16 protein-coding genes are annotated in these 19,666 nt (G+C 71.8%); 9 read left to right on the forward strand and 7 right to left on the reverse strand.

Going from position 1 to position 19,666, the window contains the following annotated elements:
• Positions 1 to 88: 88 nt before the first annotated feature.
• The gene (locus AAC944_RS18585) at positions 89 to 2,314 is read left to right on the forward strand and encodes an ATP-binding SpoIIE family protein phosphatase (RefSeq protein ID WP_078888848.1); all 2,226 of its coding nucleotides are present in this window, start codon (positions 89 to 91) and stop codon (positions 2,312 to 2,314) included.
• On the opposite strand, the gene AAC944_RS18590 is transcribed toward AAC944_RS18585, so the two are convergent.
• From AAC944_RS18590 to AAC944_RS18600, 3 genes are all read right to left on the reverse strand, one after another.
• Positions 2,221 to 3,348 (reverse strand): AI-2E family transporter, encoded by a 1,128-nt coding sequence (locus AAC944_RS18590; protein WP_030621547.1) that lies wholly within the window; start codon positions 3,346 to 3,348, stop codon positions 2,221 to 2,223. The genes AAC944_RS18585 and AAC944_RS18590 overlap by 94 nt on opposite strands.
• 206 nt (positions 3,349 to 3,554) lie before the next feature.
• Positions 3,555 to 4,508 carry a pirin family protein gene (locus AAC944_RS18595; protein WP_030621548.1) on the reverse strand — a complete coding sequence of 318 codons (954 nt, stop codon included), beginning with the start codon at positions 4,506 to 4,508 and terminating at the stop codon, positions 3,555 to 3,557.
• A 188-nt stretch (positions 4,509 to 4,696) separates the two neighbouring features.
• The gene (locus AAC944_RS18600) at positions 4,697 to 5,170 is read right to left on the reverse strand and encodes an SseB family protein (protein WP_030621550.1); all 474 of its coding nucleotides are present in this window, start codon (positions 5,168 to 5,170) and stop codon (positions 4,697 to 4,699) included.
• A 131-nt stretch (positions 5,171 to 5,301) separates the two neighbouring features.
• Here AAC944_RS18600 and AAC944_RS18605 point away from each other — a divergent pair, with 131 nt between their 5' ends.
• The 6 genes from AAC944_RS18605 to AAC944_RS18630 all read left to right on the forward strand — a co-directional run bounded on the left by AAC944_RS18605 (position 5,302) and on the right by AAC944_RS18630 (position 13,244).
• Positions 5,302 to 7,128 (forward strand): acyl-CoA dehydrogenase, encoded by a 1,827-nt coding sequence (locus AAC944_RS18605; RefSeq protein ID WP_030621553.1) that lies wholly within the window; start codon positions 5,302 to 5,304, stop codon positions 7,126 to 7,128.
• 270 nt (positions 7,129 to 7,398) lie between these two features.
• Entirely contained in the window at positions 7,399 to 8,691 is a 1,293-nt protein-coding gene (locus AAC944_RS18610; protein ID WP_030621555.1) for a M18 family aminopeptidase, read from the forward strand.
• A 1-nt stretch (position 8,692) separates the two neighbouring features.
• A complete protein-coding gene (locus AAC944_RS18615; protein ID WP_030621557.1) occupies positions 8,693 to 10,630 on the forward strand; it encodes an AfsR/SARP family transcriptional regulator in 1,938 nt (645 codons plus the stop codon).
• A 103-nt stretch (positions 10,631 to 10,733) separates the two neighbouring features.
• The gene (locus AAC944_RS18620; RefSeq protein WP_030621558.1) at positions 10,734 to 10,961 is read left to right on the forward strand and encodes a DUF6458 family protein; all 228 of its coding nucleotides are present in this window, start codon (positions 10,734 to 10,736) and stop codon (positions 10,959 to 10,961) included.
• A 386-nt stretch (positions 10,962 to 11,347) separates the two neighbouring features.
• A complete protein-coding gene (locus AAC944_RS18625; protein WP_030621559.1) occupies positions 11,348 to 12,295 on the forward strand; it encodes an NlpC/P60 family protein in 948 nt (315 codons plus the stop codon).
• 154 nt (positions 12,296 to 12,449) lie between these two features.
• The gene (locus AAC944_RS18630) at positions 12,450 to 13,244 is read left to right on the forward strand and encodes a helix-turn-helix domain-containing protein (RefSeq protein ID WP_368396344.1); all 795 of its coding nucleotides are present in this window, start codon (positions 12,450 to 12,452) and stop codon (positions 13,242 to 13,244) included.
• Positions 13,245 to 13,265: 21 nt separating this feature from the next.
• On the opposite strand, the gene AAC944_RS18635 is transcribed toward AAC944_RS18630, so the two are convergent.
• Positions 13,266 to 15,077, reverse strand: a complete 1,812-nt coding sequence (locus AAC944_RS18635) for an NHL domain-containing thioredoxin family protein (RefSeq protein ID WP_030621561.1) — start codon at positions 15,075 to 15,077, stop codon at positions 13,266 to 13,268.
• Positions 15,078 to 15,140: 63 nt separating this feature from the next.
• Here AAC944_RS18635 and AAC944_RS18640 point away from each other — a divergent pair, with 63 nt between their 5' ends.
• The gene (locus AAC944_RS18640; RefSeq protein ID WP_030621563.1) at positions 15,141 to 15,632 is read left to right on the forward strand and encodes an LURP-one-related/scramblase family protein; all 492 of its coding nucleotides are present in this window, start codon (positions 15,141 to 15,143) and stop codon (positions 15,630 to 15,632) included.
• Between the two features lie 68 nt (positions 15,633 to 15,700).
• Here the strand turns inward: AAC944_RS18640 and AAC944_RS18645 are convergent, their stop codons facing one another.
• Positions 15,701 to 16,489 (reverse strand): carbon-nitrogen family hydrolase, encoded by a 789-nt coding sequence (locus tag AAC944_RS18645; protein ID WP_030621565.1) that lies wholly within the window; start codon positions 16,487 to 16,489, stop codon positions 15,701 to 15,703.
• Between the two features lie 144 nt (positions 16,490 to 16,633).
• Between AAC944_RS18645 and AAC944_RS18650 the strand changes: the two genes are divergently transcribed.
• On the forward strand, positions 16,634 to 17,458 hold the full coding sequence (locus tag AAC944_RS18650) for a maleylpyruvate isomerase family mycothiol-dependent enzyme (RefSeq protein ID WP_030621567.1): 825 nt from the start codon (positions 16,634 to 16,636) through the stop codon (positions 17,456 to 17,458).
• Between the two features lie 123 nt (positions 17,459 to 17,581).
• Here AAC944_RS18650 and AAC944_RS18655 read toward each other — a convergent pair whose 3' ends face one another.
• Complete coding sequence (locus AAC944_RS18655; RefSeq protein WP_030621570.1) at positions 17,582 to 18,895, reverse strand: MFS transporter; 1,314 nt, start codon at positions 18,893 to 18,895, stop codon at positions 17,582 to 17,584.
• Positions 18,892 to 19,572: a GntR family transcriptional regulator gene (locus AAC944_RS18660; RefSeq protein WP_030621572.1), complete on the reverse strand. Its 681-nt coding sequence runs from the start codon at positions 19,570 to 19,572 to the stop codon at positions 18,892 to 18,894. Before AAC944_RS18660 ends, AAC944_RS18655 begins: the two co-directional genes overlap by 4 nt.
• Between the last annotated feature and the right edge of the window lie 94 nt (positions 19,573 to 19,666).

Raw genomic sequence — 19,666 nt, forward strand, 5'->3', positions numbered from 1 at the left:
GCCGAGGGCGCCGCTCCGGAACACCATGGGACCAGGGTCACGTGCTTCTCACTGGTGGGCCTCCGTGAAACCCACATAAAGTGATGCAATGCGCACCAAGGACGTCCTGGCCGCCATCGGCACCGGCCTGTGGCACTGGGACCACGCAGACGGCAAGGTGACGCTGGACGCCGAGGCGGCCAGGCTGCTCGGCCTGCCCGAAGAGCCCGCCGACTTCAGCGAGGCCTTCATCCGCTCCCGCTTCCACGCCGTCGACTTCGCCGAGATCAACGGCGTCGTCCACCTCGCGCTGACCGAGAACACCCTCGCCGAGGGCCGGCTCCGCGTCATGCGCGACGACGGCAAGGTACTCCGGGTCGTCCGCTGCCGCGCCCGTGTCACGCCGCTCGGCAACAGCTACGAGCTGGTCGGCACCCTCCAGGAGGTCCCCGAGCCGCAGCCGGGCACCTCAGCGGCGCGCACCCCCGTCACCGGCGACTGGCGCCGCTCCCGCGAGGCGTTCCTGCTGGACGCGGGCCGCGCGCTGGCCGAGGCCCGCTCCACCGCCGAGGTACTGCGGGTGGCGGCCGGCCTGTCCATGCCCGGCTTCATGCCCGACGGGCTGGCCGTCTTCGGCATCAAGGGCGACCGCATATCGGTGATCGGCCACCACGGCCACACCCCCGGGGCCGAGCGGCCGTTCGCCGACATGCCCCTGGACACCGACTACCCGGCCGCCGAGGTGATACGGACCGGGCGGGCCCTGTACCTGCCGACTCCGGACGAGTACCGCCGCCGGTTCCCCGCGACCTGGCCGATGGCCGAGCGCTTCCACCGCGAGTCCTGGGCCTTCCTGCCGCTGATCAGCGCCGGACGGACGGTCGGCGCCTGGATGGCCGCCTTCGGCCACCGCGTCGCCTTCACCCCCGACGAACGCTCCGTGCTCACCACCGTCGCCCGGATGCTCGCGCAGGCCCTGCACCGGGCCGGCGACCAGGAGTCGCAGCTGGAGCTGACGACGGGCCTGCAGCGCAGCATGATGCCGACGGTGCAGCCGGACATCCCGGGCATGGCGGTGGCCGCGCGGTACGTCCCCACCGGCGGCGGCCTGGAGGTCGGCGGCGACTGGTACGACATGATCACCCTCCCGTCGGGCCGGATCGCGCTGGTCATCGGAGACGTGCAGGGCCATGACGTACGGGCCGCCGGGCTCATGGGCCAGCTGCGGATCGCGCTGCGCGCCTACGCCTCCGAGGGCCACCACCCCGACGCCGTGCTCTCCCGCGCCTCCCGCTTCCTCTCCGGCCTGAACGACACCGAGGCCGAGGGGCTGGACCCGCGCTTCGCCACCTGCCTCTACATCGAGGTCGACCCGGCCACCGGGCTGCTGGACATCGCACGGGCCGGGCACCCGGATCCCGCCATCCGGATGACCGACGGCACGATGCTGGTACGGCCGACCGCGGGCGGCATGCCGCTGGGCATCGACCCGGACACCGACTACCCCACCACCCGGCTCGTCCTGGAGCCCGGCGAGACGATGCTGGTCTGCACGGACGGGCTCATCGAGACCGGCGGGCACGACCTGGAGAGCGGCTGGACGCGCCTCCGGGACGTCATGGAGGCCCATGAGGACCCGGACACCGGCGACGGCCTGGAGCGGCTCGCCGACGCCCTGGTACAGGCCGTGCACGGGCCGTCCTCGCACCACACCACCGGGCCGCTGGTGGACCGCCGCGAGGACGACATCGCGATGCTGCTGCTGTCCCGTGAGGGCGCCGGCTGCGCCATCGGCACCGGCGGGCCGCAGCCCGGCCTGCCCGTCCGCCGTACGCTCCTGACCATCGCGCAGGCCGAACCGGAGCGAATCGCCGAGGCCCGCGGCCAGATCCGCGACGTGCTGCACGACTGGGCCGACGAGGACCAGGTGGACTCGGCCGTCCTGATGGTCTCCGAGATGGTCACCAACGTGCTGCTGCACACCGACGGTGACGCCCTGCTGGTCGCCGAGATCTCCGGTGCGAAGGGCGCCCGGCGGATCCGGGTGGACGTGGCCGACAGCAGCGACGAACTGCCGCACCGCCGCCGCCCCGGCGAGCTGGCCTCCTCCGGGCGCGGCCTGGTCCTGATGGAGCTGCTGGCCGGCGCGTGGGGCGTGGACCCACGCGGGGACGGCAAGTCCATCTGGTTCGAGCTGTACGAGGACGCGGGCAGTGGCGGCGCTGCCGTACCGGACGGGGCTCAGGCCGGGGCGCTGCCCGGCGTGTCCCCGGAGGAGCCCCCGGACGGCGGTCCCTCGCTGCCCGGCCCGCCGCTGTCGGAACCGGCGGCATAACGCTCGTGCAGCTCTGACAGGATCCCGGTCGCGGCCGCCGTGAGCGGCACGGCCAGCAGCATGCCGAGGATGCCCGCCACGCTCGCCCCCGCGGTGATCGCCAGCAGCACCACGGCCGGATGCATGTGGACCGTACGGCTCTGGACCATCGGCTGCAGGATGTGCCCCTCCAGGACCTGCACGAACAGCACCACGCCCAGCGCCCACAGCGCGATCACGAAGCCCCGGTCGGCCAGTGCCACCAGCACCGCCACGGCACCGGAGATGAACGCGCCGAGGTACGGGATGTACGCACCGACGAAGACCAGCGCGCCCAGCCCGACGGCACCCGGCACCCCCAGGATCAGCAGCCCGACGGTGATGCACACGGCGTCGATCAGCGCGATGACGGTCGTCCCGCGCATGAAACCCTCCACGGCCTCGAAGCCGCGGCGCGCCATCCGCTCCAGCTGCGGCCCGGAGTCGCCCGGCGCCCAGGACCGCAGTACGCCCACCGCCTTGTGCGCGTCCCGCAGGAAGAAGAACGTGAGCAGCAGTGCCAGCACGGCGGCGGCCACCGTCTGGCCGACCAGGCTGATCCCCGAGAGCAGCCCGGTGGCGGCCCGGCCGCCGAACTTCTCCGCCAGCTCCTTGGCGTTCGCCGTCAGGTCCCCCAGCGAGGCACCGGAACCGCCCAGGTGTTTGCTGAGCTCTCTGGTCGCCTGCTGCACCGACGACACGATCTGGTCGCCGGTGTCGATCAGCGCGGACACGACGATGTACCCCGCGCCGCCGACGACCACCAGCAGCGCGGCGCAGGTCAGCCCGGACGCCAGCGAACTGTTGAGCTTCATCGCGACCAGCCGCCGGTAGAGCGGCCCGAGCAGGGCGCTGCCCAGGAGGGCCAGCAGGACGGGCGTCACGGCCGCCTTCAGGTGCACGGTCAGCCATACGGCGACCGCGACCACCGCGACGACGAGCAGTGCCACCCCGCACCAGGCCGCGGTCCGGCGCGCACCGAGGGGAAGCAGAGCTTCCCGTTCATCCCTGTTCATCCGTTTCTGCACCCGACCAGTCCACCACGTGCACGCCAGGGGCGCGGGGAACTGCGCGCCCAGCCGGACACGTCCGGCACCCGGCCGACGGCCACACCCCTGCGGCGGGCCGCCGGCGCCTCACGGACCCGCAGCGGTCCGCACAGCACAAAGCCGGGGCCCGGCGTTTCACGTGAAACGCCGGGCCCCGGCCGGAGCGCGTCGGATCAGCCGGCGGCAGCCGGGATCGTGCCCAGCCGCCCCGCCTGGAAGTCCTCGAAGGCCTGGGCCAGCTCCGCGTGGGTGTTCATCACGAACGGGCCGTAGTGCATCATCGGCTCGCGGATCGGCTGTCCGCCGAGGAGGACGACCTCGAAGTTCGGGCTGCGGGACTCCTGTGTCTCGTCCGCCCTGATCGTGAGCGCGTCGCCGTTTCCGAAGACGACCGCCTGGCCCATGCGGAACGGCCGGCCCTCGGGCCCCGCCGTGCCGCGTCCGGCCAGTCCGTACGCCAGCGCGTTGAAGTCCGACCGCCAGGGCAGTGTCAGCTCGGCGCCCGGGTTCAGGGAGACATGCATCATCGTGATCGGCGTGTGCGTGCTGCCGGGGCCCTCGTGCCCGTCGATGTCACCCGCGATCAGCCGCAGCAGCGCGCCGCCGTCGGACGAGGTCAGCAGCTTGACCTGGCCGCCGCCGATGTCCTGGTACCGCGGGGCCATCATCTTGTCCCGCTTGGGCAGGTTGACCCACAGCTGCAGCCCGTGGAAGAGGCCGCCGCTCATCACCAGCGACTCCGGCGGCGCCTCGATGTGCAGCAGGCCGGAGCCCGCCGTCATCCACTGGGTGTCACCGTCGTTGATGGTGCCGCCGCCCCCGTGCGAGTCCTGGTGCACGAAGGTGCCGTCGATCAGGTACGTGACCGTCTCGAAGCCGCGGTGCGGGTGCCAGGGCGTGCCCTTGGGCTCGCCGGGCGCGTACTCCACCTCGCCCATCTGGTCCATCATGATGAACGGGTCGAGGTGCTTGTAGTCGATGCCGGCGAAGGCGCGGCGGACGGGGAAGCCCTCGCCCTCGAACCCGGTGGGTGCGGTCGATACGGCGAGCGCGGAGCGCTGCCGGGCCTCGGCGGGTGCCGCGACGCGCGGCAGGGTCAGCGGGTTCTCAACGGTCACTGCGGGCATGACGGCCTCCTCGGTCGTTCGGCTTTCAATTTAGTTGAAGCCTGAACAACCCGCAAGGCGCACTCTGTTCCCGAAGGCGTCTCCGCTGGTCGGAAGGGGTAATAAACCGGTGGGCCGGTCGCGTACTGACGCGACCGGCCCACCGGGTCGGAGTCGGGACGGCGACAGCCGTCTTCGGAGCGGTGCCGTCAGCCGTACATCCGCCGCATCGCGAAGTCGACCATCTGCTCCACGGCCTTGGCGTCGAACACCATGCGGTGCTCGCCCTCCATGTCCAGCACGAAGCCGTACCCGGTCGGCAGCAGGTCCAGGACCTCGGCGCCCGTGATCACGAAGTACTTGGACTCCTTGCCGGCGTACGCGCGCAGCTCCTTGAGCGAGGTGAACATCGGGATCACCGGCTGCTGGGTGTTGTGCAGCGCCAGGAAGCCCGGGTTGTCGCCCCGCGGGCAGTACACCTTGGACGTGGCGAAGATCCCCTGGAAGTCCTCGGCGGACATCGACCCGGTGGTGAAGGCACGTACCGCGTCGGCGAGGGAGGGCGGGGACGGCTCCGGGTACAGCGGCTGCCCGCCGTAACCGCCAGGAGCCTGCTGCGGCGGAGGCGGCGCAGCACCGTAACCCTGCTGACCCGCGCCCACGTTCTGGTCGTAGCCGTACATAGCTGCAAAGCGTACTGAGTCACAGATGGGCCGTTAGGGGTTGCTTCTTATTACCGACGGGTAGCATCCTAGAAGCTACTACCTGGTATGCGTTTGAGGACCTCCTCACGAAGGATTACGGAGCCGTCGCCATGGGGCACTACAAGTCGAATCTCCGCGACATCGAGTTCAACCTCTTCGAGGTGCTCGGCCGCGACAGCGTGTACGGCACCGGCCCGTTCGCGGAGATGGACGTCGACACCGCCAAGAGCGTGCTGTCCGAGATCGCCCGGCTGGCCGAGAACGAGCTGGCCGCGTCGTTCGAGGACGCCGACCGGAACCCGCCGGTCTTCGACCCCGAGACCAACACCGCGCCCGTTCCCGAGAGCTTCAAGAAGAGCTACCAGGCGTACATGGACGCCGAATGGTGGCGGCTGGGTGTCCCGGAGGAGATCGGCGGCACCACCACGCCGCGCTCCCTGCTGTGGGCCTTCGCCGAGTCCATCCTGGGTTCGAACCCGGCCGTGTGGATGTACGCCTCCGGCCCGGCCTTCGCCGGCGTGCTCTTCGAGGAGGGCACCGAGCAGCAGAAGCACATCGCCAAGGTCGCCACGGAGAAGGGCTGGGGCTCCACCATGGTGCTGACCGAGCCCGACGCGGGCTCGGACGTCGGTGCGGGCCGTACCAAGGCGGTCAAGCAGGAGGACGGCTCCTGGCACATCACCGGCGTGAAGCGCTTCATCACCTCCGGCGAGCACGACATGGCGGAGAACATCCTCCACTACGTGCTGGCCCGCCCCGAGGGTGCCGGTCCGGGCACCAAGGGCCTGTCGCTCTTCCTCGTGCCGAAGTACGAGTTCGACTTCGAGACCGGTGAGCTGGGCGCCCGCAACGGCGTCTACGCGACCAACGTCGAGCACAAGATGGGCCTGAAGGCCTCCAACACCTGCGAGATGACCTTCGGCGACAAGCACCCCGCCAAGGGCTGGCTGATCGGCGAGAAGCACGACGGCATCCGCCAGATGTTCCGCATCATCGAGTTCGCCCGGATGATGGTCGGCACGAAGGCCATCGCGACCCTGTCGACCGGCTACCTGAACGCGCTGGAGTACGCCAAGGAGCGCGTGCAGGGCCCGGACCTGGCGGCCTTCACCGACAAGACCGCGCCGCGTGTGACGATCACCCACCACCCCGACGTGCGCCGCTCGCTGATGACGCAGAAGGCGTACGCGGAGGGCATGCGCGCCCTGGTGCTCTACACGGCCACCGTCCAGGACGAGATCCTGATCAAGGAGGCCGCGGGCGAGGACGCCTCCGCCGAGCACGCGCTGAACGACCTGCTGCTGCCGATCGTGAAGGGCTACGGCTCGGAGAAGTCCTACGAGCAGCTGGCCCAGTCGCTGCAGACCTTCGGCGGCTCCGGCTACCTGCAGGAGTACCCGATCGAGCAGTACATCCGGGACTCCAAGATCGACACCCTGTACGAGGGCACCACCGCGATCCAGGGCCAGGACTTCTTCTTCCGGAAGATCGTCCGCAACCAGGGCGCGGCGCTGACCACCCTGTCCGAGACCATCAAGAAGTTCCTGGCCGAGGCGGTCGGCGGCGAGGAGCTGGAGGGCGCACGCGGCGAGCTGGCCAAGGCCGCCGGTGACCTGGAAGCGATCGTCGGCGCGATGCTGACCGACCTCGCGGCCACCGAGAAGGACGTCAAGTCCATCTACAAGGTGGGGCTGAACACCACCCGCCTGCTGCTGGCCTCGGGTGACGTCGTCATCGGCTACCTGCTGCTCAAGGGCGCCGCGGTGGCCCAGGAGAAGCTGGCGACCGCGTCTTCCAAGGAAAAGGCGTTCTACGAGGGCAAGATCGCGGCGGCGAAGTTCTTCGCGCACAACGTCCTGCCGGGCGTCTCGGTCCAGCGTTCGCTCGCCGAGTCCGTCGACCAGTCCCTGATGGAGCTGGACGAGGCGGCGTTCTGATCCGGGGCGGCGGCTCCCACCGCCGCTGAGGGCCCTGCGCCCGTCCGCTGCTTCGGTGGCCCCGTCCGGTTCGTTCCGGGCGGGGCCACCGGCTCTTCCCGGGCGCGGCGCGTGCACCGGCTCTTCCCGGGTGGGGCCGCCGGCTTTCGGGCACCGGCTCCGCCGAGGCCCCGCCCGTCACAGGGAGCACACCGGCCACACAAACGCCGGATTCCACTCATCCGTACGGCGCACCACCCACCCGGTGCGACGCCTCCTTATGCTGAATCCATGAGCACATCTGTCCGCTTCGATCGCGGCCACACCGACGACCTGATGTCCTTCCTCGCCGCGAGTCCGTCGCCGTACCACGCGGTGGCGAACGCGGCCGCCCGGCTGGAGAAGGCCGGCTTCCGGCAGGTCGCCGAGACCGATGCCTGGGACGGAGAAGCGGGCGGCAGGTTCGTGCTCCGCGGGGGCGCGATCATCGCCTGGTACGTGCCCGAGGGGGCCACCCCGGCGACGCCCTTCCGCATCGTCGGCGCACACACCGACTCGCCGAACCTCCGCGTGAAGCCGATCCCGGACACCGGGGCGCACGGCTGGCGGCAGATCGCCGTCGAGATCTACGGCGGCACGCTGCTCAACACCTGGCTCGACCGGGACCTGGGTCTTTCGGGCCGGGTGACGCTGCGGGACGGCAGCCACCGGCTGGTCGACGTCGACCGGCCGCTGCTGCGCGTGCCGCAGCTGGCCGTGCACCTGGACCGGTCGGTCAACGCCGACGGCCTCAAGCTCGACAAGCAGCGCCACATGACGCCGATCTGGGGCCTGGGCGACGTGCAGGAAGGCAGCCTGGTCTCCTTCGTCGAGGAGGAGGCGGGGCTCGCCGCGGGCGAGGTGCGCGGCTGGGACCTGATGGTGCACAGCGTCGAGCCGCCCGCGTACCTCGGCCGGGACCAGGAGCTGGTCGCCGGCCCCCGGATGGACAACCTCCTCTCCGTGCACGCCGGTACGGCCGCGCTCGCCACCGCTTCCGCGCAGGACGGGCTGACCTGCATCCCCGTGCTGGCCGCCTTCGACCACGAGGAGAACGGCAGCCAGTCCGACACGGGCGCGGACGGCCCGCTGCTGGGCACCGTCCTGGAGCGTTCGGTCTTCGCCCGCGGCGGCAGCTACGAGGACAAGGCCCGTGCCTTCGCCGGCACGGTCTGCCTCTCCTCCGACACCGGCCACGCCGTGCACCCGAACTACACCGAGCGGCACGAGCCGGGCCACCACCCGATGCCCAACGGCGGCCCGATCCTGAAGGTCAACGTCAATCAGCGGTACGCCACCGACGGTGGCGGCCGCGCGGTCTTCGCCGACGCCTGCGAGCGGGCCGGCGTGCCGTGGCAGACCTTCGTCTCCAACAACTCCATGCCCTGCGGCACGACGATCGGACCGATCACCGCCGCCCGGCACGGCATCACCACCGTCGACATCGGTGTGGCCATCCTCTCGATGCACTCCGCGCGCGAGCTGTGCGGCGCCGAGGATCCGCACCTTCTGGCCGCCGCCCTGACGGCCTTCCTGGAGGGCTGAGTTGGAGTTCTCCCTGCTCGGCCCGGTCGCCGTCACCACCGCGTCGGGCGAACTCGCCCTGGGGCCCGCGAAACGGCGCAGCGTGCTCGCGCTGCTCCTCCTGCGGCCCAACACCACCGTCCCGCTGGAGCAGTTGATCGACTCCCTGTGGGAGGACGAGCCGCCCGAACATGCCCGCACGGTCGTGCAGGGCCATGTCTCGCGGCTGCGCGCCACGCTCGCCGAGGGCGGTGCCGAGGCGTACGGCGTGGAGCTGGCCACGCACGGCTCGGCGTACCTGCTGCGGCTGCCCGAGGAGCTGATCGACGCGCACCGGTTCGGTGAACTGGTCTCGCTGGCCCGGCCCGAGGCGGCCCCCGCCGACGCCGTGCCGCTGCTGCGCGAGGCGCTGGGCCTGTGGCGCGGCCCCGCGCTGACCGGCACGGTCACCAGTCCGCCGTTCGCCGCCGCCACGCACGCACTGGACGAGCGGCGGCTGACGGCGGTGGAGTCCCTGGCCCGCGCCCACAGCGCGCTGGGCGAGCACGAGCAGGCCGCTTCGGTGCTCTACACCGCCGCCGTGCAGCATCCGCTGCGGGAGGGGCTGGTCGCCGCCCTGATGCGGGCGCTGTTCCGTACGGGACGCCAGTCGGATGCGCTGGACTGGTACCACCGCACCCGGCGGCTGCTGAGCGAGGAGCTGGGCGTCGACCCCGGCGCACGGCTGCGGGGTGCCTATGAGGAGATCCTGCGGGCCGAGGAAGCGGTGCCGGCCGCCGGGGCCGAACCGGCGGCCGGCGGGGTCGCCGACGAGGCCCGGGTGCCCGAGCAGCGGGGCAGGGAGACGGCCGGGCGGCCGGACGCGGCGGTTTCACGTGAAACCGGCGGGGCGGAGCCCGGCGCGGACGGCGGCGCGGGAGGCCCGGTCTCAGGGCCGCCACGACTGCTGCCCCGGCCGCCGGCCCGCTTCCTCGGCCGGGAAGCCGCGCTGGGGCAGCTCACCGCGGCGATCACCGAGGACGCCGCTGCCGGCGGTGACAGCCCGCTCGCGGTGGTGACCGGGCCTGCCGGGGTCGGCAAGACCGCGTGTGCCGTGCAGTGGGCGCACCAGCACGCCGCCGACTTCCCCGACGGGCAGCTCTTCGCCGACCTGCGGGGCTTCGGCGAGGGCGACGCGATGGAACCGGCCACCGTGCTGCGGTTCTTCCTGACCGCACTGGGCACGCCGGAGCACGCCGTGCCGTCCTCCGCGACGGCCGCGTCCGCGCTCTTCCGCTCGCTGGTCGCGGACCGCAGGCTGCTGGTCGTCCTGGACAACGCGCGCAGCTCGGCGCAGGTGCGGCCGCTGCTGCCGGGCGGGCCCGGCTGCGCCACCGTCGTCACCAGCCGCAGCAGGCTGGACGGCCTGGTGGCCACCGACTGCGCCCGGCCGGTGGGGTTGCAGGTGTTCGGCGTGGCGGAGGGCGTGGCGCTGCTGGGCGCGATGCTCGGCGCCGAGCGGGTGGACGAGGATCCGGAAGCCGCCCGTGAGCTGGTCGAGCTGTGCGACGGGCTGCCGCTGGCGCTGCGCGCGGCGGTCGCCCAGCTGACCGCGCGGCCCCGCTGGCGGCTGGCGCGGCTGGCGGCCGCGCTGCGCGACGAGCGGCGACGGCTGGCCCTGCTGTCGGCGGAGGACACCGGCATCGCCTCGGCGCTGCGGATGTCCGTGGCCCGCTTGTCGGCGGACGACGCGCGACTGCTGAGCGCCCTGGCGACCAGCACGGACGGGCAGTTGAACGCTTCGGCGGCGGCCGCGCTGGCCGGGTCGGACCTGGAGCGGACGCAGGACGGACTGGAGCGGCTCGCCGAGATGCACCTGGTCGACGAGGCGGCCACGGACGTCTACACGATCAGCACGCTGACCCAGCTGTTCGCGCGGGGCGGGGCCGGTGAGACGGACGGGACGGAGAATCACGGCTGAGCCACCACAACTCTCGTCGGACGCGGCCTGATTGACGCCCTTCCGGCCGGGTACCCGGAGCGCGACCTGCCCGGAACCGCCGATCGAGAGGGAGGCGCACATCATGGGCATCGGCTGGTGCATCGGTCTGCTCGCTGTCGGAGGGATCCTGACCTTCGCGGTGGACTGGCAGATGGCCGGGGTCAACCTCGATCTCGTGGGCCTGATTCTGATGGCGGTCGGCATCATCGGTATTGCCGCGTACGTCAGCATCTTCAAGCGGCGTCGCATGCAGCCGCCGCCGCCCGCAGCTCCGGTGATCGAGGAGACCCACCGGCACGGATACGAGTGACGGACCCGCGGCCATGTGACCTCATGTGAGACCCGGACGACATACGGACTTGCCTGAAGGGGCGCCCGCGCAACCCGCGCGGGCGCCCCTCTTGCGTGCGCGGAGGCCCGCAGCCCTGCGGGCGCTGAAGCACCGTCCCCGCGCGTGCGTCCCGTCATGTCCCGGCTCCGCCCGCCGGGCGTCCCGCGCTCGGCAGCCTCCCTCTGACGTCCCAGCAGGTCAGTGGCGTTCCCGGGACGTCCCGGCAGGCGGGATGTCCCACGGGACGCGGCAGCCCCGGAAACCCCCTGTTCCCCGGCTGATGATGATTCCCGTCGCCGAGGCCGACAGGGCACCGCACCGAACAGCGCGGCGCTCAGCAGCCTCACGAACGAGGGGAAATCGTCATGTCGCAGACCACACACGCCGCATTCGGCGCCCGCACGCTGCGCCGCCTCCTGCCCGCGGTCGCCGCGGCGGGCATCGGCATCGCCGGTGTCACGGGGTGCTCGGGCGGGACGGCCGAGGCCGACACCGGCACCAAGGCCGCCGCGCAGACCACCGTCACCGCACGGGACGCCAAGGCCGACCTGAAGACGCAGGCGGGCGGCGCCGCCGCCCTCAAGAAGACGGCGGCCGGCAGCACCTTCCCGACCTGGGGCACGCGCTGGGTGGTGCACGCCTCGCCGGACGTCGACTCGCCGTCCGTCGGAATGATCAACAAGGACGCCGCCGGCCAGGACAAGATCACCGCGGACTACCAGGTCAACACCGGCAGGAAGGTCTGCGAGGGCAGCTCCTGCTCGACCTACATGGCGCACATCACCGGCCCGGTGACCGGCTTCCTCAGCGTGATCGCGGTCGACATCCCGCAGGACAAGCTGCCCGGCGTACCGGAGCAGGGCGGCCAGAACCCGCCCCCGCCGGCCCCCGGCGGCACCCGCGGCGAGGCGCTGCAGCGCGCGGCCACCTGGCTGACCGCCAACAACGGTGCGCAGGTGCCCTACAGCCAGGCGAAGAACTGGAAGGACGGCTACCGCCAGGACTGCTCCGGCTACGTCTCCATGGCGCTGGGCCTGGGCGCGCCCGGCACCAACACCGTGGGGCTCACCAGCTCCAGGATCACCCGGCCGATCTCCGTCAACGAGCTGAAGCCCGGTGACCTGCTCATCGACGCCGCGGGCGACAGCAACACCCGGCACGTCGTGATGTTCGAGAAGTGGGACAACGCGGCCCACACCTCCTACACCGCGTACGAGCAGCGCGGCGGCCACGGCACCGACCACCGGTCCCTCACCTACGGGCTCAACGGCGGTGAGTTCAAGCCCTACCGCCCCGTGAAGTTCACGGACTGATCCGGGCAGTTTCCGGATTCCGTCACGAGAGGCACTTCCGCCACAGGGGAGCGGAAGTGCCTCTCGCGGTGCGTGCCACGGCTGTGCTGAAATGCCGTCCGTGCATGGGAAACCGAACCGCGCCACCCACCCTCGCCGTAAGCCGCTCGCCCCCTTGCCCGACCAACTCGACGGACCCGTACGCGACTTCGTGTCCGGGCTGCGTCACATGCACCGCGAACTGGGCCTGAGCCTGAAGGACCTGGAAGCCCGGCTGCCCGCCAGCAGATCGTCCCTCTCCCGCTACCTCCGGGGGCAGAGCCTGCCTGACGAACGGCTGCTGGTGCAGTGGTGCAAGCTCTCCTTCACCGGCGAGGACCGGCTGCCGGAGCTGGTGCGGCTCCTGCACCTCGCCAACGAAGCCGCCGCTGCCGGCGAATCGACGCCACCCGGCCCGTCGGAGGGCAAGGGGCCGCCCGTACCGGCGCAGCGCCCGCCGACGGACGACCCGGCACCGAAGCCCGCGCACCGGCGGAAGCTGGTCCTGGCGGGTGCGGCCACGGCCGCGGTCATCGCGGCGGCCACGGTCCTCGTCGTGGTCCTGAACGGCAACGGCGCTCCGTCCGACGGAGTTTCACGTGAAACACCGGCCGCCAAGGACACCGAGCGGATCACCGTCCACAACGTCGACAAGGACTGCCGGTCCAAGCACACCCGCGAGTGCTCCATGGGCCTGGCCATGGACCCGTACCTGGCCTACCGTCCGTCCAACATCGGCGGCCGGGTATGGCACGGCGAACAGCTGACCGCCGAGTGCCGCATCGCCAACGGCGTCACCGTCACCGACGAGGTCGGCGGCCACAGCAGCATCTGGTTCCGGGTCCGGCAGGACGGCAAGGAGCTGTGGATGCCCGGCATCCGGATCGACCCCGGTGAGCTGCAGTACTCGACGCTCGACAACTGCGAGTGACCGGGGTCATCCGCCACCGGCTCACGCCTCGCTGTCCAGCCCCGCCAGGACCAGGCCCAGCCGGGCCGTCCCGTCGGCGGTGACCGTCACCGGCACGCCCCAGTCCTGCTGGTGCACATGGCAGGCCGGGTACTCGATGTCCGGGGCGTCGTCGCAGGACGCGGCCATCGCCGAGACGTGCAGCACCCCCTCGGTCACCCCGTCCGCCAGGACCAGGTCGCGGCTGAGGTCCGTACCGGCGCCCTCCCCCTCGGCCAGCAGCTCCGCCGGGGTCGAGCTGACCAGCAGCCGGGTGGACGGGCCGTAGCGGGTGTCCAGCTTCTGGCCGGCCGGCGCCTGGAAGACCACGTCCAGCCGGAGCCGGCCCGGGGCCACCTCGGTGGCGGCGCGCTGGGTGCGGTGCGCGACCGACTCGACCCGTACCGCCTCCTCGGGCAGCCGCAGCCGGGTCAGCCGGTGCCGGGCCGACTCCACGACCACGATGTCGTCGCCGACGAGCACCGCGTCCGACGGCTCCCGCAGGTCGGTGGCGAGCGTGGTCACCTCGCCGGTGGCGGGGTCGAAGCGGCGCAGCGCGTGGTTGTAGGTGTCGGCGACCGCGACCGAGCCGTCCGGCAGCGCGGTCACGCCGAGCGGGTGCTGGAGCAGCGCCTGGTCAGCGGCGCCGTCGCGGTGCCCGAAGTCGAAGAGGCCGGTGCCCACGGCCGTGTGCACCACGCCCTCGCGGTCGATCCAGCGGACCGCGCTGGTCTCGGAGTCGGCGATCCACAGCCGGTCCTCGGTGGCTGCCAGGCCCGAGGGCTGCGCGAACCAGGCCTCGGCGGCCGGCCCGTCCACCAGGCCCTCGTTGGTCGTGCCCACTGCGGCCCGTACGGTCGCGGACTCCGGGTCGTACGTCCACAGCTGGTGCACGCCGGCCATGGCGATCCACACCAGGCCGTCGAAGTACGCCACGTCCCACGGCGAGGAGAGGTCCACCTCGCGGGCCGGGCCCTCGGTGGGCGAGCCCTGCCACCACTGCTTGCCGGTGCCGGCGACGGTGGCGACCTCGCCGGTGGCGGGGTCGAACGTCCGGAGCGCGTGGTTGACGGTGTCGGCGACGATCACCGTGCCGTCGGGCAGCAGCGCGAGGCCCTGCGGCTCGCTGAAGGCGGCCTGCCCGGCCGGGCCGTCCGTGAGGCCGCGCTCACCGGTGCCGATCCTGCGGAGCACGCTCTCGCCGTCCGCGTCCAGCTCCACCAGCTGGTGCCGGGTGGTGTCGGAGACCAGGAAGGACCCGCCGGGCAGCTGGAGCGCCTTGCCGGGGAAGCGGAGGTCGGTGGCGACCGGCTCGGGCGGTACGTACGGGCCGTCGCCGCGGCGCAGCGTGCCCTTGGCCTCGTGCTCGGCCTCCAGCTCCTCGACCAGCTTCTCGATGGCGTGGGCGTGGCCCTCACCGGCGTGCTGGGCGACGACGTAGCCCTCGGGGTCGATGACGACCAGCGTCGGCCAGGCGCGGACGGCGTACTGCTTCCACGTGGCCAGCTCGGGGTCGTCCAGCACGGGGTGCTCGACCTCGTACCGCTCGACCGCGTCGACGACCGCCTGGTGCTCCGCCTCGTGCACGAACTTCGGGGAGTGCACGCCGATGATCACGACGGTGTCCCGGTGCCGCTCCTCCAGCTCCCGCAGCTCGTCCAGGACGTGCAGACAGTTCACACAGCAGAACGTCCAGAAATCCAGGACGACGATGCGTCCTCGCAGGTCGGAGAGGGTCAGGGTCTTGTCGCCGGTGTTCAGCCAGCCGCCCTTGCCGACCAGCTCGGGGGCGCGGACGCGTGCACGTGAAGCCATGTGCACATTCAACGTCACGTCCCCCGGTGCGCATTCCGCCGGGGTTCGGGGAACACGTTCAGCATGAGATACCTGGTACGCGACCGGATCTTCGGCATCGGCGAGGACTACTGGATCGAGGACGAGACGGGGCGCAACGTCTACCTCGTCGACGGCAAGGCGCTCCGGATGCGGGAGACCTTCGAGATCAAGGACCGGGAGGGCCGGGTCCTGATCACGTTGCGCAAGAAGGTGCTCAGCCTGCGTGACACGATGGCGATCGAGCGCGACGACCAGGTGATCGCGACCATCCGCCGGAAGCGGCTGTCACTGCTGCGCAACCACTACCGCGTGGAGCTGGTGGACGGCACGGAGCTGGACGTCAGCGGCAAGATCCTGGACCGGGAGTTCGCGGTCGAGTACGACGGCGAGCTGCTGGCGGAGATCTCCCGGCGCCGGCTGACCGTACGGGACACCTACGCGGTCAACGTCCTGCGGGAGGACGCCGACGCGGCGCTGCTGATCGCGATCGCGGTCTGCGTGATCCGGCTGGCGGAGCGGGAGCGCGAGGACTGAGCACAGCGGCTGAGCACGGGGCCCCGGGCCGCGCCCGGCGCGCGCCTTCCCCGGGCAGGCCCCGTCCCTCACGGCTTCGGCAGCCCCAGTACCCGGTCCCGCAGCACGGGGAAGACGTGCCGGGTCTTCCCGACCAGCTCCGGGTCCAGCTCCGCGCTGATGATCTCTTCGCCGGGGCCCGCCTCGGCGAGCACCTCGCCCCACGGGTCGACGATCACGCTGTGCCCGGCCTGCTCGACCCCGGCGTGGGTGCCGCCCGTACCGCAGGCGAGCACGTACGTCTGGTTCTCCACCGCGCGGGCGCGGGCCAGCAGCGACCAGTGCGAGCGGCGCCGCTCCGGCCAGCCGGCCGGGATCACCAGGGTCTGCGCCCCGGCGTCCACCAGCTGCCGGAAGAGCTCGGGGAACCGCAGGTCGTAGCAGGTGGCCAGGCCGAGCGTGGTGTCCGGCAGCGCAACCGTGACCGGGTCCGTGCCGGCGCCCAGCAGCGTCGCTTCGCCCTTGTCGAAGCCGAAGCGGTGGATCTTGCGGTAGTGGGCGGCCCGCTCGCCGTCGGGGGAGTAGACCAGCGAGGTGTTGTAGAGGGTGCCGTCCGTGGCGCGCTCGATGACGGACCCGGCGTGCAGCCAGACACCCGCCTCCCGCGCCGCCGCCGACATCGCCTGGTGGGTCGGGCCGTCCAGGGTCTCCGCCGCCTCCTCGAACGCGTCGAACGCGAAGGCGCCCACCGGCCACAGCTCGGGCAGGACGACGAGATCCGCATCCGCCTGGGAGCGCACGAGCGAACCCACGCGCTCGCGGCGGGAATTGACCGATTCCTTCTGGTCCACACCGACTTGGATCAGTGAAGCGCGCACAGTACCACCGCCTGGTCTTCCGAGCCCGGTCCGCCGTCAAAAAATGCCTACGATGGTCACCCGAAAGCACTGCCGGGGTGCCCGTGCGCAGCGTAACTTAACTGCACAGACAGCAGCCCGCGTACGAACCGTCCGAGGGGTCCCGTGACCGTCCACCCAGTCCTTCAGCCCTCCATCGACGCCTGGACGCACTCCATCGAAGCAATATCCGAGCTGGTGACGCCGCTCGTGGAAGGGGAGTGGAATCGCGCCACCGAATGCCCCGGCTGGTCGGTGCGGGACGTCGTGTCCCACCTCATCGGCCTGGACTGCGAGGCGCTGGGCGATCCCCGCCCCATCCACTCCCTGCCGCGCGATCTCTACCACGTACGCAGCGAGTTCGCGCGGTACATGGAGATGCAGGTCGACGTCCGCCGGCACCACACGGGCCCCGAGATGACGGCCGAGCTGGAGTACACGATCATCCGACGGTCCCGGCAGCTGCGTAACGAGACGCGCGAGCCGGACACCGTCGTCCGCGGCCCGCAGGGCAAGGAGCAGACGCTCGAACACGCGCTGAAGGTCAGGGCCTTCGACACCTGGGTGCACGAGCAGGACATCCGCCGGGCGCTCGGACAGCCCGGCAACCTCGACTCCCCCGGCGCCCACGTCACCCGCGACTTCCTCATCCCCGCGCTCGCCAAGGTCGTCGCCGAGGGCGCGGGCGCCCCGGCCGGCTCGGCCGTGGTGGTCGACGTGTCCGGCCCGGTGGAGTTCATGCGGACGGTACGGGTCGACGCCGAGGGCAACGGATCGGTCGACGGCAGCGTCTCGCTGGGCCCCGCCGCGACGCTCACGACCGACTGGGAGACCTATGTCCGGCTGGCCTGCGGGCGGGTCCGGCCCGCCGCCGTCGCCGGTCAGATCAAGATCGAGGGCGACCAGGAGCTGGCCGGCGCGGTCCTGGACCACTTCGCGGTGACGCCGTAGGGCGTACCGCCGCACGGGCGCCGCGGGACGCCTCGGAAGCGGGCGGGCCCGCCGCCGTGGTCACGGCGGCGGGCCCTCGTACGTACCCGGGAAGCGCACGCCGCGCGGGCACGCGCCGGACGGTCATACCGGTACGTGCACCGCCTCCACCCGGCTGGCGACCGTCCGCTCGCGCTCACGGCGCGCCGCGCGCTTGCGCAGCCGCAGGATCTGGCTGAGGCCGAGCGCCTCCAGGACGAACACCGTCGCGAAGGCGATGCGGTAGTTGTCGCCCGTGGCGTCCAGCAGCACGCCGACCGCCAGCAGGGTCGTCATCGAGGCCATGAAGCCGCCCATGTTGACGATGCCGGAGGCGGTGCCCTGGCGCTCCGGCGTGTTGGCCGGGCGGGCGAAGTCGAAGCCGATCATCGAGGCCGGGCCGCAGGTGCCGAGCACCACGCAGGTGAGGACCAGCAGTGCCATCGGCGCGTGCCCCGGCCAGCACAGCATGGCCGCCCACAGCGTCGCCGTGGCGCCGACGGTGCCGAGCGCGAGGGGCAGCCGGGCCGCGTGGTGGCGGGCGATGATCTGCCCGTACACCAGCCCGGAGGCCATGTTCGAGACCACGATGAGGGTGAGCAGTCCGCCGGCCGCGGTCTCGGTCAGGCCCTGTGCCTCGACGAGGAACGGCATCCCCCACAGCAGCAGGAAGAACATCGCGGGGAACTGCGTGGTGAAGTGCACCCACATGCCGAGCCGGGTGCCCGGCTCCCGCCAGCACTCGGATATCTGCCGGCGGACGTAACCGCTGCCGGCCGCCGGCTTGCTCACGGGCACGGGCTCGAAGCCCTCGGGATGGTCCTTGAGGAAGAGCAGGACGAACGCGATCACCACGATGCCGCAGACGGCGCTGCCCGCGAAGGTCGGCGTCCAGCCGAGGGTGTCCAGCAGCCGGGCGAGCACGAGGGTGGAGACGAGGTTGCCGGACATGCCGATCAGGGCGGCGATCTGCGCGATGAGCGGGCCGCGGCGGGCCGGGAACCAGCGGGTGCCCAGCCGCAGCACGCTGATGAACGTCATCGCGTCACCGCAGCCCAGCAGCGCACGGGAGATCAGCGCCATGACGTACGAGCCGGAGAGCGCGAAGCCGAGCTGGCCGACGGTGTAGAGCGTGGCACCGAGGACCAGGACCTTCTTGGGACCCATCTTGTCGACCATCAGGCCGACGGGTATCTGCATGCCGGCGTAGACCAGCAGCTGCAGGATGGAGAAGGTCGACAGCGCCGAGGCGTTGATGTGGAAGCGCTCGGCCGCGTCCAGGCCCGCGACGCCGAGGCTGGTGCGGTAGATGATCGCGACGAAGTAGACGGCGACGCCGATGCCCCAGACCCAGACGGCCTTCCGGCCGCCGGGCGGGTCCCCGGGCAACGAGACGGGGGCGCTCTGTGCGGTACTCATCGCACGTCCCCCTGGGCCAGGTTCCGCACCCAGCTGACGTGGCGGTGCACGGCTGCGGTGGCCGCCTCCGGGTCATCGGCCCGCAGCGCCTCCAAAATCTCGGCGTGCTCGGCGATGTTCTTCGCGATCCGGTCCGGGTGCGCGTGCATCACCGCGACGCCCATCCGCAGCTGGCGGTCGCGGAGCTGTTCGTAGAGCCGGTCCAGGATCTGGTTGCCGGCGCTGCGCACGATCGCGGCGTGGAAGCAGCGGTCGGTGACCGACACGGCGGCCAGGTCACCGGCGGCCACCTGCGCCCGCATCGTCTCCAGCAGCGTCTCCAGCTCCTCGACGAGCGCGGCGGACGCGGGCACGGCCTTGCGCGCCGCGTGCTCCTCGACCAGCAGCCGGGTCTCCACGACGTCCGCGATCTCCTGCGCGGAGACCGGCAGGACCAGCGCGCCCTTCTTGGGGTAGAGCTTGATCAGCCCCTCGACCTCCAGCCGCAGCAGCGCCTCCCGTACCGGCGTCCGCGAGACGCCCACGGCCTCGGCGAGCTCGCCCTCGGTGAGCAGCATGCCGCCCTCGTAGCGGCGCTCCAGGACGGCTTGCTTGACGTGTGCGTACACCCGCTCGGCGGCGGGCGGCTGCTTGGCGGACTTCTCGGGTACTGGGGTCGGGGCTGATACTGATGACATGGGCACAGGATAGATACAACAGGTATGCGTCTGCGTCCTCGTCCATCATCCGGACGGACGTGGCGCCGGAGAGCAGCAAGGCTGCGTACGCCAA

Origin of the sequence: Streptomyces sclerotialus (genome assembly GCF_040907265.1) — a bacterium.
Lineage (GTDB): Bacteria > Actinomycetota > Actinomycetes > Streptomycetales > Streptomycetaceae > Streptomyces > Streptomyces sclerotialus.